The sequence below is a fragment of the Arcicella aurantiaca genome (assembly GCF_003148625.1).
GTDB classification, from domain to species: Bacteria; Bacteroidota; Bacteroidia; order Cytophagales; family Spirosomataceae; genus Arcicella; species Arcicella aurantiaca.
On sequence record NZ_QGGO01000001.1, the window covers coordinates 106,510 to 125,105 of the forward strand.

Here is an 18,596-nt window from a genome sequence, read left to right on the forward strand (position 1 = left end):
TTTAATGTGGTTATAAAATTAAAGCAGAAAAGGTGTTTGATAATACTCAATAAATGAATAAATTCTGGGCATGGAAAAACAAAAAGGCTTTGGCTTGTACTCAAATCTTTTTTGTTTGAGTAGAATTTATGAAATTGCATGAGTAATAGTTACACGAGAATTATTCTTGTGTAGATTCATTCATAGGAAAGATTCCTGTGGCACAAAATATCAAATATTAAAAACGTGGAACATCAAAAACCAATTATAGGTATTACACTTGGCGATTTTAACGGAGTCGGTCCAGAAGTAATTTTAAAAGCACTTACCAACAAACGTATTTTACAAATTTGTACGCCAGTTATTTATGGTTCGCAAAGAGTATTGGGTTTTTATAGAAAATCTTTAGAGTTGAAAGATTGGACTTTAAATAGTATTCAATCAATTCAACAAATCAATCATAAATTAACTAATGTCATTACCTGTTTTGAAGATAAAGCAACAGACGTTACCCCTGGAAAAGTAACTCAGGAAGCTGGTGCGGCAGCATTGGCGTGCTTACAAAGAGCAACAGAAGACTTAAAAGCAGGTGCGATAGAAGCTATCGTTACTGCTCCAATCAACAAAAATAATATTCAGTCAGAAACCTTTAAATTTCCCGGACATACAGAGTTTTTTACAGAAGCTTTTGAAGCCAAAGAATCTTTAATGTTTTTGGTATCTGATGTTTTAAGAGTTGGCGTTGTGACGGGGCATATTCCGCTTGGGCGTGTGCGTGGAGCAATCAATCAGGACAAAATCAGTCAGAAACTTTCGCTAATGTTTGCATCTTTGAAGAATGATTTTGGTATTCAAAAGCCTAAAATTGCTGTTTTAGGACTGAATCCTCATGCGGGAGAAGATGGATTATTGGGCAATGAAGAGAAAGAAACAATTTCGCCCGTTTTAGAGCAGTTTAAAAAGAAGGGCAATTTGGTTTTTGGACCTTTCCCGTCTGACGGTTTTTTTGGAGCAGCACAATTTAAAAATTTTGATGCCGTTTTAGCGATGTATCACGACCAAGGCTTAATTCCTTTCAAGTATATTTCGTTTGAAACAGGTGTAAACTATACCGCAGGACTTTCGGCAGTACGTACTTCGCCCGACCATGGAACGGCTTATGACATTGCAGGAAAAAATATTGCCTCAGAATCATCTATGTTACAAGCTATTTTTACCGCTATTGATGTCGTGAAAAATAGAAAAGAAATGAGTTTGGAAGTAGCCAACTAAACAATCGTATTATCTCAATATCATTTATAACCAATTAAAACAATGTCAATTGAACAACAATCTCGTAGAGACTTTCTTAAAACTGGTGCTTTAGCAGCGGCAGGTTTTTCTTTATTAAGCAATGATTTATTTGCAGGTGGAAAGAAACCACACACTCGTAATATTGGCGTACAATTATGGTCTGTAAAAGATGATATGGGCAAAGATGCTAAAGGAACGCTTGCGAAAGTAGCAAAGATGGGTTATAAGCAAGTGGAAGGTTTTGGTTATGCTGATGGAAAATTCTTTGGTTTGCCTGCTGACGAATTTGCTAAAGTTTTAGCAGGAAATGGTTTGACGATGCCTTCTGCTCATGGAATGGTTACAAGTCAAGACTATGTAAATGGACAATTATCAGATGCTTTCAAAAAGATGGCTGACGATGCGAAAAAAGTAGGTCAAAAATATGTAATTGCTCCCTATATGCTTGACCCAGACCGCCCGAAAGGAAAATATATGGCTGAAATGTTTAACAAAGCAGGGGAACATTGTAAAGCTATGGGTATGAAATTTGGGTATCATAACCACGATTTTGAATTTGAAAAATATGATGGCGTAAGTTTATACAAAACGCTTTTAGATAATACAGAAAAAGATTTAGTAACTTTTGAAATGGATTTGTATTGGGTGAAATATGCCAAAGAAAACCCAGCCGCTTGGTTCAAAAATTATCAAGGTCGTTTTACACACTTCCACGTAAAAGACCACGACCCTGTAAAAAATGTAAGTGTTGAAGTTGGAGAAGGTGATATTAATTTCCAAGAGATTTTCAACGCAAAATTATCAGGTGCAAAATACTTTATCGTTGAATTAGAAGCCTACAAACGTACTCCATTAGAAGGAATTGAAATCAGTTTGAAGAACTTGAAAAAGTTGAAATTCTAATTTCTTTAATATTTTTGTGCGTAAAATGAACCTGTCAGTAATTTGACAGGTTTTTTTATAGTACAACAGGTTTCCAACCTGTTTCATAGAATTTGTTGCATGACAGGTTGGAAACCTGTACTACTGAAAATTGAATGAAAAAAATACTAATTGTCGATGATTTACACGAAAACATTTTTCCATTATTGGCAGAAATGAATTTTGAGATAAACTATCAACCTAACATAAAACGTCCTGAGATTTTAGAAATTATCAAAGATTACGAAGGATTAATCATCAGAAGTAAAACCAAAGTTGACTTTGAGTTTTTAAGTCATTGCGAAAAATTAGAATTCATCGCTCGTGCAGGTGCAGGATTAGATTTGATTGATTTACAGGAAGTTGATCGAAGAAATATTAAGGTTTTCGCAGCCAATGAAGGGAACTCTGACGCTGTGGCAGAACATACTTTAGGCATGATTTTGGGTTTGTTCAATAAACTTAATTGGGCAGATACAGAAGTGCGTCAAAGAATTTGGCAAAGAGAACAAAATCGTGGAATTGAGCTAAAAGGTATGACTGTCGGGATAATCGGTTTTGGAAATATGGGTGTGGCTGTTGCACAACGATTAATGGGTTTTGGAGTAACCGTTTTAGCGTATGATATTTTGGATAAAGATTGGACAGAATACGGACTTTTAGCCAAAAAATCTTCGATGGAAGAAATTTTTGAAAAGGCAGATTTAGTTTCTATTCATGTACCACTTACACCTCAAACCAAAATGATGGTGAATGATGCGTTTATTCAAAAATTTAAGAAAAATGTCTTTTTGATAAATACGTCACGTGGAGAAGTAGCTTCTGTGAAGGCGATTTTGAAAGGCTTAGAATCAGGGAAATTGAGAGGAGCTTGTTTGGACGTGTTGGAAAATGAGAAATTAGCTACGCTTTCAGAAGAGCAAAATCAGGTTTATACTCAATTATTTGAGAAGAAAAACGTTATCCTTTCACCTCACGTAGCAGGTTGGACGGTAGAGAGTTATCGCAAAATCAATGAAGTTTTGGTGAGTAAAATTAGAGAACAGGTTAGTAACGCAGACTTTAGTCTGTTTGCTAAAAGAACAGACTGAAGTCTGTGTTACAAAAATGAAAAAACTGCTTTTGATTGTATTAAACTTTATTTTGAACGATTTACAAGCTCAAAATAAACCCTATTCACTTTTTCTTATTGGTGATGCTGGCAATAGTACGGTACAAAATGATGTTCATAAAACCTTACAAAAGCACTTGACTGAAAACCAAAACGGGGGAGTTATTTTCTTGGGTGATAACATTTATCCACGTGGCTTAGACGGTACAAAAGACGCAGAATTAAAATTGTTAACGCAATTACATACACTCAGAAATTTTAAAGGTGATTGGTATTTTATTCCTGGGAATCATGATTGGGCAAAAGGTCGTTGGAAAGGCTACAAAAATGTAATTCGTCAGGCAAATTACATTAATAAATTTGCCAAAGACTCTCTTAATCAGCCAAATACGAAACATTTTTTGCCTGAAAAGGGATTACCCGGCCCCGTAACACGTGATTTAGGCAATAACATTGTTCTCATTTTTACTGATACTGACTGGTGGCTTCATCGTTCTTTTTATCATAAAGTTGGTAAAGAAGAGAAATTTAAAAAAATGGAAATTGCCTATTTTTACCGTCTTGATTCTATTCTAACTACCGTAGAAAAACAAGGCAAAAAGTCCATTTTTCTATCCCATCATCCGCTTGTTGATTATGGCGAACACGGTTATCATAAAGATAAAAGTTGGTATTATGCTTTGGTAAATTATACTCCTTTCCAAACTTTTGGATTGTTGGGAGTTAATCGTGCTTTAAATTCAGAGATGAATCAACCACGTTATATGAAATTGGCTGATAAAATGTATCAAATGTTGGAACAACATAAAAATGTGATTGCGGTAGCGGGTCATGAACATAATTTACAGGTAATTAAACGCCCAAATTCTTTGTTTTTAATTAGTGGTTCGGGGAGTAAATTAACGCCTTTGAAAAGAAAAATTACTCAAAAAGATTGTCTTTTCAATGCCAGCAAATCGGGATTTATGGAATTGATTTTTGAAACAAGTGGCAAAGTAAATTTAAAAGTTTGGGGAGGTGATGGCACTTTGCTTAATGAACAAAAGGGGGGTTTTTGAAATTAATTTGATGTGTTAGAAAACGGCTAAAACCCAAGATAATTCCAGTTTCAACGCTGACAGGATTTTGACTCCTGTCAGCGTTAGGCAGATTAAATATTAATCCACTTTTAAAGCGTGTTCATTCTCCAAAGGGAGAGTTTCTTTTTTAGCTATATCTTCTACTTTTGAATCTAATTCTTTAAAAATTGGACATGGAAATATTCTGATACCGAACCAAATGAATTTACATTGTTGAGCGTATCGCTCAGAGGGGCAATTTTGTAAGATATTATTGAAATAGTTAACTGAAAATTGATTTTTGTAACTGGCAACAGCTTTATAAGCAATTCTCAATTTGTGAGGTCCAAATCCCGCTTTTCTATTTTTATCAATTACTTTCTCATACAATGCGTTTAAATATGGAATGAAAGTTGAATCTGGGAAATAGATAACGCATCTAAAACCAAAGTCTTCAGATTCTTCATTAGCCAATAACTTTTCTATCAAAATTTTATCTTCTTGTTTTTGATATTTCGATAGTGCAACGACGGCACTGTAACTGTTTTTTTCTGTGGCAAATCTTCTAATTTTTAAATAGTTTTGCTCATTTTTTTCAACTTCATTAAAAACAATATTATTATAGTAGAGTAAAATATCTGTATTACTGAGAATTTTTTGTTGAAGTTTCTCCTTTTGTTTTTCAGAAATTAGTTTTCGGTAGATAGCTTCATTAATAAAGAAATCACCAATTCTCTGGATTCTCCCATAGTCCGTATTTAGCCAAGAAATTTCTTGATTATCGGTTAGATGTTGTTCTACTATTTTATAGATATTTCTATTTTTTCTTTGACATAAAATCAAAAATGAATAACCCTTTACAACGGCACTGGTATCATTTAATAATTTTAGTAATTGTTTATTGGTGGCATTATCTCTAAGGTTGCAAAAATGACCCCACGAAGCAAAAGGTTTTCTGTCCCAATTGCTTATAGGTGATATTTGTAAGTTTTTCATTTTTCGCATCTCATTTACAGTGAGAGCAATATCGACTTTCACTTTTTCTGATTGGGCAAAAGCACAATTCTGTATGAGGAAGAAAACAATTATTGATATAATCTTTTTCATAGTTGTAAGAAAGTTTAAATAATTGGAGTTTTGTAGCATAATTCATTCGATACTCAATAATACGAATATTTTATTTCCGTTATTTCATCAACGATAAATTTACCCATGAAAAACTTACTATTTTTAAGCTTATTTATTTTAACGCATTTTACCATTTTCGCCCAAATTTCTGATAGCGAGTGTGCCATTGGTAAAATTGAGGCGATGCAAAAACGCTTGCAAAATGCCAAATTGCAGGGTAATCAAGCGGCGGATAATAATATTGATGTAAGCTATTATAAACTTGATTTGAGTATTGCTTACACCACTCAAAGCGTCAAAGGTGAAGTAACTATTAATGCCAAAAGTAAAATCGCTGAACTTAGTCAAGTGACCATTGACTTACAAAATGCCCTCACGACTGACTCCGTAAAAATTGGTAATAGCAAAATGCCTTATTTGCACCAATCCAATCAGATTTTAATCAATTTAGATAAAAAATATGCTGAAAATCAACTTGTTAGCTTAGTAATTTATTATCATGGAACTCCGGGTTCGAGTGGATTTAATAGCTTTGTTTTCGGAACACACAACAGTCAAAAAGATTTAGCGATATGGTCATTGTCAGAGCCTTATGGTTCGTCTGATTGGTTTCCTTGTAAAAATGCCGTTGATGATAAAGCGGATTCTTCCGACGTTTGGATTACAGCGGATAAATATTATGTATCTGTGTCGAATGGAGTTTTACAGAAAGTTGTTGAAAATCAGAATGGTACAAAGACTTATCAATGGAAAAACCGTTATCCAATTGCTCAATATCTCATTTCGATTGCCCTTAGTAATTATTCCGAATATAAAAATTCATTTAAGTACGATGGCGTAAATGAAATGCCTGTTACTCATTTTATTTATCCCGAATCTTTAACTGCGACTAACAAATTAGCACTTGATAAAACCGTTTTTATGTTGGATTTATTCTCTCAAAAATTCGGACTTTATCCATTCATAAAAGAAAAATATGGTCACGCTCAGTTTGGATGGGGCGGAGGAATGGAACATCAAACGTGTACTTCAATTTCGAGTTTTGGAGAAACTTTAATTGCACATGAACTTACTCATCAATGGTTTGGAGATAAAATTACCTGTAAAAATTGGGAAAATATTTGGTTGAACGAAGGCTTTGCCTCTTACGGAGAATGTATTTATACAGAAGCTATTGGCGGAAAAGTGGCTTATGATAATTATATCAAAAGCTTTATGAACAGTGCCAAAACCGCTAAAGGGACAATTTTCGTGCAAGATGTCAATAATATTAATGAGATTTTTAGTTCGTCACGTACCTATCGGAAAGGGGCTACGGTACTGCACATGTTGCGTGGAATTGTGGGCGATGATGTGTTTTATAAAATTCTACAAACGTATATAAGTTCCAAAAATGCTTATTCAAATGCTACAACCGAAGATTTCCAAGCCATTGCCGAACAAGTTTACGGACAAAAATTAGACTATTTTTTCAAGCAATGGATTTATGGAGAAAGTTATCCAAAATATAAAATGCAGTGGTCGTCGCAGTCCCAAATTAATGGCTCATATAAAGTCAATTTGAATATTTCGCAAACAACTGGCACCAATCTAACTTTCTTCACAATGCCAATACAGATGAAAATAGCCTTTGGTTTGGGTGATACAACGGTAACTGTTTTCAATGATAAAGCTTCACAATCTTTTGAAATTTTGGTAAAAGATAAACCTGTTAATGTTACGTTTGATGCCAATAATTGGATTTTAAAAGATATTGAAACGGTAAATATATTGGCAAATGAACCTGTTTTTGGTGATACTTTTGGCTTGAATGTATTTCCCAATCCGAGTTCAGATGAAATAAATGTGAGTTATCAATTACCTAAAAATGCTACTGTTAGAATTTCGATGGTTGATTTTTCTGGAAAAGAGATTTTCAAGAGTGTAGAAGAAAAATTAACGCAAGGAAATTACTCTCAAAATATCAAAATTAATGATTTTCCCGCAGGAACATACATCATTAATTTGAATGTTGATGGGCAAAATGAGAGCAGAAAGTTGTTGATGGTGAAATGAAATTTTGTTTCTTCTAATTCAATATTTGACTTTTGTTTGTCAGAATGTTTCAATCGTGGTAAGATGGGACAGAATTGTATTGTTTTTTAGTAAATTTTATTCATAAAATCCATTTGAGAATATTCCTCATGGGTATCTCTTAACATAAAATATCATTTCAAAATGAAAAGAATCGTATTATTTCTTAGCTTTTTATTAACCATTAATGTTTCCTTTTCTCAGAAAAAAGAGAAAGGTTGGGTGTCACTTTTTGATGGAAAAACTTTTGCAGGTTGGCACGTAAACGAAGAACATCCCACAACTTTTTCAATTGAAGATGGAACGATAAAGGTGGCTGGAGAAAGAACTCACTTATTTTATGAAGGTGCAGTTGCCAATCATGATTTCAAGAATTTTGAACTTAAACTAAAAGCGAAAACTTTGCCGGGTTCAAATTCGGGTATTTTTATTCATACAGCGTATCAAGCAAGTGGCTGGCCAGACAAAGGTTATGAAGTGCAAGTAAACCAAACGCATGGAGACTGGCGTAAAACAGGTAGTTTGTATAGCTTTAGCGATGTAAAAGAAAATTTTGCAAAAGATAATGAGTGGTACGAATATCACATTATTGTAAAGGACAAACACATCGTTATCAAAATCAATGATAAAGTAGCGGTTGATTATACCGAACCTGATACACTTCCTGCCGACCGAGGACAAAAGCATTTGAGTTCTGGAACATTCGCATTACAAGGACATGACCCTAAAAGTATTGCTTATTTTAAGGATATTAAGGTGAAGGTTTTGAAATAAAAATAAGTTAATAAAAAGGAGCAAATGACATTCATTTGCTCCTTTTTATTTATGGACTTGCCAACGAATTTGTTTGATAGATTGGAAGTTTTCTCTTGTAATAAAATTACGGAAGTATATACTTAATGTCGCAAGTTAAATTTGAGTCGAAAAAACCTCACCCCCAGCCCCTCTCCGATAGAGAGGGGAGCATTTGACCCCATTTTTCTCCCCTCTCCATCGGAGAGGGGGCGGGGGTGAGGTTTTGCGACATTAAATACATACTTCCGTAAAATTATAATTTCTAATTTTTATCGTCATTTTATCTGACAAAATCGCTTTTAAAATTAGGCTCATTTCTGTAAATTGTTAGTATAATCTTGATAGATATTCTCTATAAATTAAATTTATATTTACATAGAATATATAGATGAAAATTATTGAAATTTATATTTTACTTTTGTCACGTTAAACATCAAAAATCTCTCAAAAATGGAAAATAACACAGATTCGAGTAAATTACATGATATGAATAGTGGAGGGAAATGTCCTTTTCCTCACGGAAATACAACGTCAATTTTAAAAAGTGCTGGTGCAGGCACAAGAAACCGTGATTGGTGGCCTAATCAGTTGAAATTGAATATTTTACGTCAGCACTCTTCGTTGTCAAATCCGATGGGTGAGTCGTTTAACTATGCAGAAGAATTTAAGTCGCTCGATTTAGATGCAGTAAAGGCAGATATTTTTGATTTGATGACTACTTCGCAAGATTGGTGGCCTGCCGATTATGGTCATTATGGTCCATTCTTTATTCGTATGGCATGGCACAGTGCAGGAACGTACCGTATTCAAGATGGTAGAGGTGGAGCAGGAGCAGGAACGCAACGTTTTGCCCCTTTAAACAGTTGGCCAGATAATGCCAATCTTGATAAAGCACGTTTATTACTTTGGCCTGTAAAAAAGAAATATGGCAAAAAACTTTCTTGGGCTGACCTTATGGTTTTGGCAGGAAACTGTGCTTTAGAATCAATGGGCTTTAAAACTTTCGGTTTTGGTGGTGGACGTGAAGACGTTTGGGAGCCAGAGGAGGATGTATATTGGGGTTCTGAAAAAGAATGGTTAGGCGGAGACGCCCGTTATACAGGCGAGCGTGACCTTGAAAATCCTTTAGCAGCGGTTCAAATGGGACTTATTTACGTGAATCCTGAAGGACCAAACGGAAATCCAGACCCGTATGCGGCTGCACGTGATATTCGTGAAACGTTTGCTCGTATGGCAATGAATGACGAAGAAACCGTTGCTTTAATTGCAGGTGGACACACTTTCGGAAAAACGCACGGTGCTGCTGACCCAAGCCAATATGTTGGCAAAGAACCAGCCGCAGCAGGTATCGAAGAGCAAAGTCTTGGTTGGAAAAATACTTATGGAAGCGGTAGTGGCGTTCATACAATTACGAGTGGTTTGGAAGGTGCATGGACAACTACGCCTACAAAATGGAGTAATAATTTCTTTGAAAACTTATTTGGTTTTGAGTGGGAATTAAGTAAAAGTCCAGCGGGAGCTCATCAATGGAAGCCCAAAGCAGGAGCAGGAGCAGGTACAGTTCCTGATGCTCACGACCCAGCTTTAACGCACGCTCCGACAATGTTAACGACTGACCTTGCTTTGAGAATTGACCCTGCTTATGAGAAAATTTCAAGAAGATTCTTTGAAAATCCAGACCAATTTGCAGATGCTTTTGCTCGTGCTTGGTACAAATTGACACACCGTGATATGGGACCAATTTCGAGATATTTAGGCAAAGAAGTTCCTTCAGAAATCTTGATTTGGCAAGACCCAATTCCTGCACGTACTTATGAATTGATTAATGAGCAAGATATTGCTACTTTGAAAGGTCATATTGCTGCTTCAGGTTTATCAGTATCTGAATTAGTATCGACGGCTTGGGCTTCGGCATCAACTTTCCGTGGTTCTGACAAACGTGGTGGTGCAAATGGCGGACGAATTCGTCTTGCTCCGCAAAAATATTGGGCAGTCAATAATCCTTCACAATTATCTAAAGTTTTAGATACGCTTGAAGGCATTAAAGCTACATTTGATAGTGCAGGTAAAACTGTATCAATGGCTGATTTAATTGTTTTGGCAGGTGGTGTTGGTATTGAGCAAGCCGCTAAAAATGCAGGAATTGCCGTAACTGTACCATTTACGGCAGGACGTACAGATGCTTCACAAGCGGAAACGGATGTTGAATCTTTTGCTGCTTTAGAACCTTCGGCTGACGGTTTCAGAAACTTCCAAAAAGCACGTTTTACAACTTCATCAGAAGAATTATTACTTGATAAAGCCCAATTATTGACACTTACTGCTCCAGAAATGACTGTGTTAGTAGGCGGTTTACGTGTGTTAAATGCCAATTTTGATAAATCTCAATTAGGTGTTTTCACGAACAATCCTGAAACATTAACAAACGATTTCTTCTTGAATTTGCTTGATTTAGGTACAACTTGGAAGTCGGTATCAGAATCTCAGCAAGGATTTGAAGGTCGTGACCGTGCAACAGGCGAAGTTAAATGGACGGCTTCACGTGTGGATTTAATTTTTGGTTCAAATTCAGAATTACGTGGTATTGCTGAAGTTTATGGTTGCGAAGATTCTAAAGATAAATTTGTGAAAGATTTTGTTGCCGCATGGACGAAAGTAATGAATCTTGACCGTTTTGATTTAGTGTAATATTGGTGAGTAGTTATTGGAGATTGGTTATTAGGAAACTGGTAGTTGTGTCCAATTCATATTAATTACTTTGAGAATAGGTAATCTGGAAACGGATTGCCTATTTTTTTTTTACCGCAATTAAGCAATCAGCATTAAAAAAAGTTTTCGCTTAACGCAGTCAGCGTTTAAAACGCTTGCGTTAGACTTTCCCAAAAGTTCTTGAGCATTTTGAACGCTGACTGCGTTGGCTTCGATAATGAGTAATTGTAAAATTTATGAAAGCAACGTATATTTGAAATGGTTAACAATAGAATTAGAAATATTTAGATTGATACTTACTCATCGTCGCCGACGTTCTAAAACTAATGACCATTTATATTAAGACAAATTACGATGAATCGCATTGATAGGCTTTTTGCCATATTGACCTTTTTACAATCAAGAAAATATGTTTTGGCAGAAACAATTGCTGAGAAATTTAAAATAAGTGTCAGAACTGTCTATCGTGATTTAAAAGCTTTGAGCGAATCTGGTATCCCATTAAGTTTTGAACCCAACAAAGGCTATTTTATTGTGCAAGGTTATTTTTTGCCACCAATTTCTCTTTCTACTGAGGAGGCAAATGCCCTTTTACTGACAGAGTCATTGGTGTATGGTTTTACAGATAAGTCAATTCAGAAACATTATTCTAATGCTTTGAATAAAATAAAGGCAACGTTACCGCATAAACAAAAAGAGAAGATTGATTTATTGACCAATAATATTAAGTACCAAGTTCCTGAGAGATTGAATCAGGATTACGAGCATTTGTCGATTTTGCAACGAACCATTGCGTCCAAGAATATCATTTCGTTTTCCTATAAAAATAATAAGGAAGAACATAGCACACGCCAAGCAGAACCTATCGGGTTGATTTTCTATGCTTTTGGCTGGCATCTTATTGCATGGTGTCATAAACGCAATGAATACCGTGATTTTAATGTATCAAGAATGTCCCAAATTCAAGACACCTATCAAACTTTTAAGAAAACTGACCATATAGAAGTAAGCGAATATATGCCACAGCTTCCTGTAAAATATTAAATGAAAAAAAAACTTTATTTGTCAAAAATGTACTGACATAGGGTTGTCAGTAGGAGATATTTTCTTTGTATCGTTAACTAAAAAACAAAGGAAAATTATGTCAATGATTGAAATGTACCTCAAAGAATTAGAGCAAGAGTCGCTTGTAACCCGTAAAATGTTGTCTATCATTCCTGATGATAAACTCGATTGGCAACCCCACCCAAAGAGTATGACAATTCGCTCTTTAGCTACACATATTGCGGAATTACCAACTTGGGTAACTATGGCTTTAACGACTGAGGAATTAGATTTTGCTTCTGCTCCCTACAATCCAACTGTCATCAACAATACAAAAGAGTTATTAGAGTTATTTGAAGTCTCTTTAATGGACGGGCGTTCTGAGTTAGTGCCACAAAATGAAGAGAAAATTTCTGAAACATGGACTTTACGTTCTGGCGACCAAATTTTTATGGTTTCTACCAAAGGAGAAACTATTCATCATGCTTTATGCCAGATTATTCATCATAGAGCTCAATTAGGCGTTTGCTTACGATTGTTAGATGTACCAATTCCGGGAAGTTATGGCCCAAGTGCAGATGAGACTTCTTTCTAAGAAATTAAATGAACAGCGTGAAAGAAAACTATTTTCACGCTTTTTGTAGCATATAATGCTGTTTAACTTCTAAATCTGTTTTAAGTATTTACATGAAAAAGAGGTCTAAATTGACCTCTTTTTGTTTTATCGAATCGCTATGCTTTCCAAACATATTTCTATGATTTCGCAGATTCTTTTATGACGAGTTTCGGAACGTTTGGCAAGTACGAGTTTGTATAAAATGCCTTTTCGTGCTGATTTGCTCAAACTGAAATAATAATCTTTTGTACCCAAATTTGCTTGAAAAGCTTCTTCTAAATCGTTAGGAATAATGAGTTCTTCGACTTCATCTAAAATTGTCCATGAACCATTTTGTTTTGCTATTTCTATACTATCGAAACCTGCTTTTGTCATCAATCCATTTCCAATTAATTGTTCGACTTTTGTTTTATTAACCTTCGACCAAACGCTTTTGGGTTTTCGTTTGCTGAAAAATTGTATAAACTTCTCGGAGTCGATTGTTTTGGCAGTGCTGTCAATCCACCCAAAACAAAGAGCTTCATCAACAGCCTGACTCCAAGAAAGTGATGGTATTTGGGATTTCTTTTTATAAAAAATAACCCAAACTGATTGTTTTGAAATATGATTTTCAATAAGCCATGACCGCCAAGCTTCTTGACTTGTGGGATAGAAAGACTCGATTTCTGGTTTTTGCATAAGATTGTCTTTAAAACATTTTGTCAAAGCTAAAACTTTGGACTGACAACCCTATGTCAGAGGAGAAAAAGAAAAGAAAATTGGATTCCTGACCATATACTACTCTCATTTACCTTGAAATATAACAAATCATAATAAACTAAAACTCAAGTTGTGCCAAAACCGCATGATGGTCTGATGCAAAACGACCTCCCCAAGTATTACTCAACGTTGCGTGTTTAAGCACTTTAATATTATCAGTATTCAAGAAAATATAGTCAATTAATTTCCCTGCTATTTCTTTAGACTCAAAACCGTTAAAGGTACTCGCTGGTCCAAAATGTGGTTGTTTTGATACTTTTTGAGCATCAATTAATCCTTCATTGATAATAACAGTTGGCTCTTCTGTTGGTGTACTGTTGAAATCTCCCGTTAAAATGACAGGTGTTTTTGGAGCAATTGCTTTAATTTTTGCCACTAACATTTTAGCACTTTCACGACGAGCGACTTGTCCAATATGGTCGAAATGGGTATTAAAAACGTAAAATACTTTTTTCGTTTTATTATCCTTCAATTTTGCGTAAGTGACTATACGATTTAAAGCAGCATCCCAACTTTTACTTGGCTTTTCTGGCGTTTGACTCAGCCAAAATGTATTACTTTCCAAAACCGTATATTTCTCTTTTTTATAGAAAATGGGTGAAAATTCTCCGCCTTCCTTGGCATCGTCACGTCCAACGCCTATGTATGTATAAGTTGGAAGCAATTTGGTTAAATCTCTAATTTGTCCTACCAAAACCTCCTGCATTCCGCAAATATCCGCTTCGTAAAACTCAAGCATACTTGCAAGATTTTCTTTGCGTTTTGACCATTGATTTTCCCCATCCTGAACGGTCTCCATTCGGATATTGAAAGTCATAACATTTGTTTTTTGCTGAGCAAAACTACCGAAAACGGTACTTAATAAAAGGATTGATAGATAAAATGTTCTTTTCATAGATTGTCGATTTTTTCAACAAAACTATCAATTAAAAATTGTAAGTCTAACCTGATTGAGATGAAATTTGTGTGAATTTTGGAGAGGGATAATATAGAAACTTTCTGATGCTCTAATAATCGCTTGCCTCTTGGCGAGTGACTGATGGAAACTTCCCGAAACAATATCCATTGTGGGTTTATAACTTTCGGGAAGTTAAAGCAACTTGTTAAACAGTTTATTCTTTACATACTGAATAAATTTTGAGGTTACGCTTAGCACTTGTATCAGTGGGGGATTGTCATTGCGAGCGTAGCGAAGCAATCTGTTAGAATGATGGATATTTAAAAGCTGAAAAGTTGTTTTCTTCTGTTTAAATAACATAAACCTGTTTATTTCTCGCATACTTCATTTTTAAGCCCTAAATTTGTACTCTTCAATGTTTAATCAAAATTGCTTATAAAATGATTCATTTCTTCGGAAGTCCTCGGAGTGCTAACTCCAACACCGTTTTTGCGGTTCAAACGAAAGACCAATTCTCTCAAGAAGACATCTCTAAATTGTTGTGGTTATTTAATAGTTCGCTTGACAATAAATATACCATCACCAATAATAATGAATCATCGCTGAATGCTGTTTTTGTGGGGCCACGTGCTGCTATGATTACGCCTTGGAGTACAAATGCCGTCGAAATCACGCAAAATATGGGTATTTCGGGTATTATCAGAATTGAAGAATTTACAGAAGTCTCAGACGATTTTACAGATTTCGACCCGATGCTTTCTCAAAAATATACGCAACTCCACCAATCAATTTATACCGTTAATGTTCAGCCTGAGCCAATTTTAGAAATTGAAGACATTGCGGCTTATAACAAACAAGAAGGGTTGTCACTAAGTAATGAGGAGGTTGATTATTTGAATAATTTATCCGTAAAATTAGGTAGAAAATTAACAGATTCAGAAGTTTTCGGATTCTCGCAAGTAAACTCAGAACACTGTCGCCACAAAATTTTTAACGGTACTTTTGTTATCGACGGAGAAGAAAAAGAAACTTCGCTTTTCAAATTAATCAAGAAGACTTCGCAAGAAAACCCGAACGATATTGTTTCGGCATATAAAGATAATGTTGCCTTTATCAAAGGTCCAAAAGTTACCCAATTTGCCCCTCTAAGTGCTGATAAGCCCGATTTTTACGCTGAAAAAGAATTCGATTCTGTCATTTCTGTCAAAGCAGAAACGCATAATTTCCCTACTACGGTTGAGCCTTTCAATGGGGCAGCAACGGGTTCGGGTGGTGAAATTCGTGACCGTTTAGCGGGTGGACAAGGTTCTTTACCATTGGCAGGAACTGCCGTTTATATGACTTCTTATTCACGTTTAGAAGAAAATCGTCCTTGGGAAAAAGGCATGAATGAGCGTGATTGGTTGTATCAAACGCCAATGGATATTTTGATTAAAGCCTCAAATGGAGCTTCTGATTTTGGAAATAAATTCGGTCAGCCTTTAATTACGGGTTCTGTTCTTACGTTTGAACATGAAGAAGAAGCTCGCAAATTAGGTTTTGATAAAGTAATTATGTTGGCAGGCGGAATTGGCTACGGAAAAGAAAGCCAAGCCATCAAGCAAAAGCCAAGCGTGGGTGATAAAGTAGTGATTTTAGGTGGTGAAAATTACCGAATTGGTATGGGAGGAGCGGCCGTTTCTTCGGCTGATACAGGTGCTTTTGGTTCTGGAATTGAATTAAATGCCATTCAACGTTCTAATCCAGAAATGCAAAAACGTGCTGCCAATGCCATTCGTGGTTTGGTGGAAAGTGACCATAATCCAATTGTTTCTATTCACGACCACGGTGCGGGTGGACACTTAAACTGTCTTTCTGAATTGGTGGAAGAAACAGGTGGTTTGATTGATTTAGATAAATTACCTGTCGGCGACCCAACACTTTCGGCGAAGGAAATTATCGGAAATGAGTCGCAAGAACGTATGGGTTTGGTGATTGGCGAAGCTGATTTGGAAACACTCCAACGCATTGCAGACCGTGAACGCTCACCTATGTACGCAGTGGGTGATATTACAGGAAGTCACCGTTTTACGTTTGAATCTAAAACTACAGGAGCAAAACCAATGGATTTTGCCATTGAAGATATGTTCGGAAGTTCTCCAAAGGTGATTATGGAGGATAAAACTATGGTAAGAAATTATGCTGATGTTGATTATTCGGCTGAAAATATTCCTGCTTACTTAAATCAAGTGCTTCAATTAGAGGCAGTTGCTTGTAAAGATTGGTTGACTAACAAAGTTGACCGTTGCGTAGGCGGACGAGTTGCCAAACAACAATGTGCAGGACCTTTGCAATTGCCTTTGAATAATGTTGGGGTGATGGCTTTGGATTTTAAAGGAAAAGAAGGAATTGCTACCACCGTTGGACATTCGCCTGTGGCATCGTTAGTTGACCCAGTTGCAGGTTCAAGAACGGCTATTGGAGAAGCATTATCAAACATCGTTTTTGCTCCTTTGAAAGACGGTTTAAAATCGGTTTCATTATCAGCTAACTGGATGTGGGCTTGTAAAAATGCAGGCGAAGATGCACGTTTATACGAAGCCGTGAAAGGTTGTTCAGACTTTGCTATTGAATTAGGAATCAATATTCCAACGGGAAAAGATTCGCTTTCGATGAAGCAAAAATATCCAAATGATGAAGTAATTGCCCCAGGAACGGTGATTATTTCAGCAGGTGGAAATTGTTCTGATATTACGCAAGTAGTTGAACCTGTTTTGAAAAGAAATGGTGGAAATATTTACTTCTTAAATTTATCGCAAGATTCTTTCAAATTAGGCGGAAGTTCTTTTGCTCAAATTTTGAATAAAGTAGGTAGCGAAGTACCAACAATAACGAATGCTGAATACTTCAAAAATGCCTTTAATGTATTCCAAGATTTAATTAAAGCAGGAAAAATCAAAGCAGGACACGACGTTGGTAGTGGAGGTTTAGTCACTACTTTATTAGAAATGTGCTTTGCCGATGTAAATCTTGGAGCAGAATATGATTTGACTGCTTTGGGTGAAAATGATTCTGTAAAAGCTTTATTCAACGAAAATATCAGTTTGGTTTTCCAAGCGGATGCGGAAGTAGAAGCCGTTTTTACTCAAAATAATATTGCCATTTTCAACATCGGACAAGTAGTTGAAGGGGATTCGGTTACGGTTAAAAATAATGCTGATTCATTTACGTTCAATGTATCGGAATTAAGAGATACTTGGTATAAAACTTCATTCCTTTTAGATTCAAGACAATCGAAAAATGGAACTTCTTTGGAGCGTTATACCAACTACAAAAATCAACCATTGACTTATACTTTCCCTGCTCAATTTGACGGAAAGAAACCAGTGATTGATGCTTCAAAACCAAGACCAAAAGCGGCTATTATTCGTGAAAAAGGTTCAAACTCAGAGCGTGAAATGGCAAATGCCATGTTCTTGGCAGGTTTTGATGTAAAAGACGTTCACATGACCGATTTAATTTCTGGTCGTGAAACTTTGGAAGATATTCAGTTTATCGGTGCCGTTGGAGGTTTTTCAAATTCAGACGTTTTAGGTTCTGCCAAAGGTTGGGCAGGAGCGTTCTTGTACAACGAAAAAGCCAATACTGCTTTGAAAAACTTTTTCAAACGTGAAGACACGCTTTCGGTGGGTATTTGTAATGGTTGTCAGTTGTTGATGGAATTGGAATTGATTAATCCAGACCATGAAGTTCACGGAAAAATGCAGCACAACGTTTCGCATAAACACGAAAGTATTTTTACTTCGGTGAAAATTCAGCCAAATAATTCGGTGATGCTTTCTACTTTGGAAGGAGCAACTTTGGGCGTTTGGGTGTCGCACGGAGAAGGAAAATTCAATTTGCCAGCTTCAGAAGACCAATATAATATCGTTGCAAAATATGGTTATGAAAGTTATCCTGCCAATCCAAATGGTTCAGATTATAACACGGCTATGATGTGTGATTCAACGGGAAGACACTTAGTAATGATGCCTCACATCGAGCGTTCAACTTTCCCTTGGAACTGGGCAAATTACCCAGGAAGAGGACAAAAAGACGAAGTTTCACCGTGGTTAGAAGCATTCGTGAATGCTAAAAAATGGATTGACGCTCAGGCGTAATTAAGTACAAGGACGATTCAAGATTTACGATTTACGATTGCCATAAGTCTGATTATCAGCGATTTATGGAGTC

Annotated in this window: 13 protein-coding genes; 10 read left to right on the forward strand and 3 right to left on the reverse strand. The window is 35.9% G+C overall.

The window, feature by feature from the left end; translation table 11 throughout:
* Window positions 1–225 precede the first annotated feature (225 nt).
* From pdxA to LV89_RS00480, 4 genes are all read left to right on the forward strand, one after another.
* A complete protein-coding gene (gene pdxA / locus LV89_RS00465; protein ID WP_229201450.1) occupies window positions 226–1,251 on the forward strand; it encodes a 4-hydroxythreonine-4-phosphate dehydrogenase PdxA in 1,026 nt (341 codons plus the stop codon).
* Window positions 1,252–1,293: 42 nt separating this feature from the next.
* A complete protein-coding gene (locus LV89_RS00470) occupies window positions 1,294–2,175 on the forward strand; it encodes a TIM barrel protein (protein WP_109741107.1) in 882 nt (293 codons plus the stop codon).
* A gap of 134 nt (window positions 2,176–2,309) precedes the next feature.
* A complete protein-coding gene (locus tag LV89_RS00475; protein ID WP_109740889.1) occupies window positions 2,310–3,284 on the forward strand; it encodes an NAD(P)-dependent oxidoreductase in 975 nt (324 codons plus the stop codon).
* A gap of 16 nt (window positions 3,285–3,300) precedes the next feature.
* On the forward strand, window positions 3,301–4,362 hold the full coding sequence (locus LV89_RS00480) for a metallophosphoesterase (RefSeq protein ID WP_109740890.1): 1,062 nt from the start codon (window positions 3,301–3,303) through the stop codon (window positions 4,360–4,362).
* A 99-nt stretch (window positions 4,363–4,461) separates the two neighbouring features.
* Here the strand turns inward: LV89_RS00480 and LV89_RS00485 are convergent, their stop codons facing one another.
* A complete protein-coding gene (locus LV89_RS00485) occupies window positions 4,462–5,469 on the reverse strand; it encodes a hypothetical protein (RefSeq protein WP_109740891.1) in 1,008 nt (335 codons plus the stop codon).
* A gap of 105 nt (window positions 5,470–5,574) precedes the next feature.
* Between LV89_RS00485 and LV89_RS00490 the strand changes: the two genes are divergently transcribed.
* From LV89_RS00490 to LV89_RS00510, 5 genes are all read left to right on the forward strand, one after another.
* Window positions 5,575–7,545, forward strand: coding sequence for a M1 family metallopeptidase (locus tag LV89_RS00490; RefSeq protein ID WP_109740892.1), 1,971 nt, complete (start codon window positions 5,575–5,577; stop codon window positions 7,543–7,545).
* Window positions 7,546–7,707: 162 nt separating this feature from the next.
* Complete coding sequence (locus tag LV89_RS00495; RefSeq protein WP_109740893.1) at window positions 7,708–8,337, forward strand: 3-keto-disaccharide hydrolase; 630 nt, start codon at window positions 7,708–7,710, stop codon at window positions 8,335–8,337.
* Window positions 8,338–8,808: 471 nt separating this feature from the next.
* A complete protein-coding gene (gene katG / locus LV89_RS00500; protein WP_109740894.1) occupies window positions 8,809–11,046 on the forward strand; it encodes a catalase/peroxidase HPI in 2,238 nt (745 codons plus the stop codon).
* Between the two features lie 375 nt (window positions 11,047–11,421).
* Complete coding sequence (locus LV89_RS00505; protein WP_109740895.1) at window positions 11,422–12,111, forward strand: helix-turn-helix transcriptional regulator; 690 nt, start codon at window positions 11,422–11,424, stop codon at window positions 12,109–12,111.
* Window positions 12,112–12,208: 97 nt separating this feature from the next.
* Entirely contained in the window at window positions 12,209–12,706 is a 498-nt protein-coding gene (locus LV89_RS00510) for a DinB family protein (protein WP_109740896.1), read from the forward strand.
* Window positions 12,707–12,832: 126 nt separating this feature from the next.
* Here LV89_RS00510 and LV89_RS00515 read toward each other — a convergent pair whose 3' ends face one another.
* Together LV89_RS00515 and LV89_RS00520 are read right to left on the reverse strand one after the other, a co-directional pair.
* Window positions 12,833–13,405: a YdeI/OmpD-associated family protein gene (locus LV89_RS00515; RefSeq protein ID WP_109740897.1), complete on the reverse strand. Its 573-nt coding sequence runs from the start codon at window positions 13,403–13,405 to the stop codon at window positions 12,833–12,835.
* Between the two features lie 139 nt (window positions 13,406–13,544).
* Window positions 13,545–14,381: an endonuclease/exonuclease/phosphatase family protein gene (locus LV89_RS00520; protein WP_109740898.1), complete on the reverse strand. Its 837-nt coding sequence runs from the start codon at window positions 14,379–14,381 to the stop codon at window positions 13,545–13,547.
* Between the two features lie 443 nt (window positions 14,382–14,824).
* Between LV89_RS00520 and purL the strand changes: the two genes are divergently transcribed.
* Entirely contained in the window at window positions 14,825–18,523 is a 3,699-nt protein-coding gene (purL, locus tag LV89_RS00525; protein WP_109740899.1) for a phosphoribosylformylglycinamidine synthase, read from the forward strand.
* The last annotated feature ends 73 nt before the right edge of the window (window positions 18,524–18,596 follow it).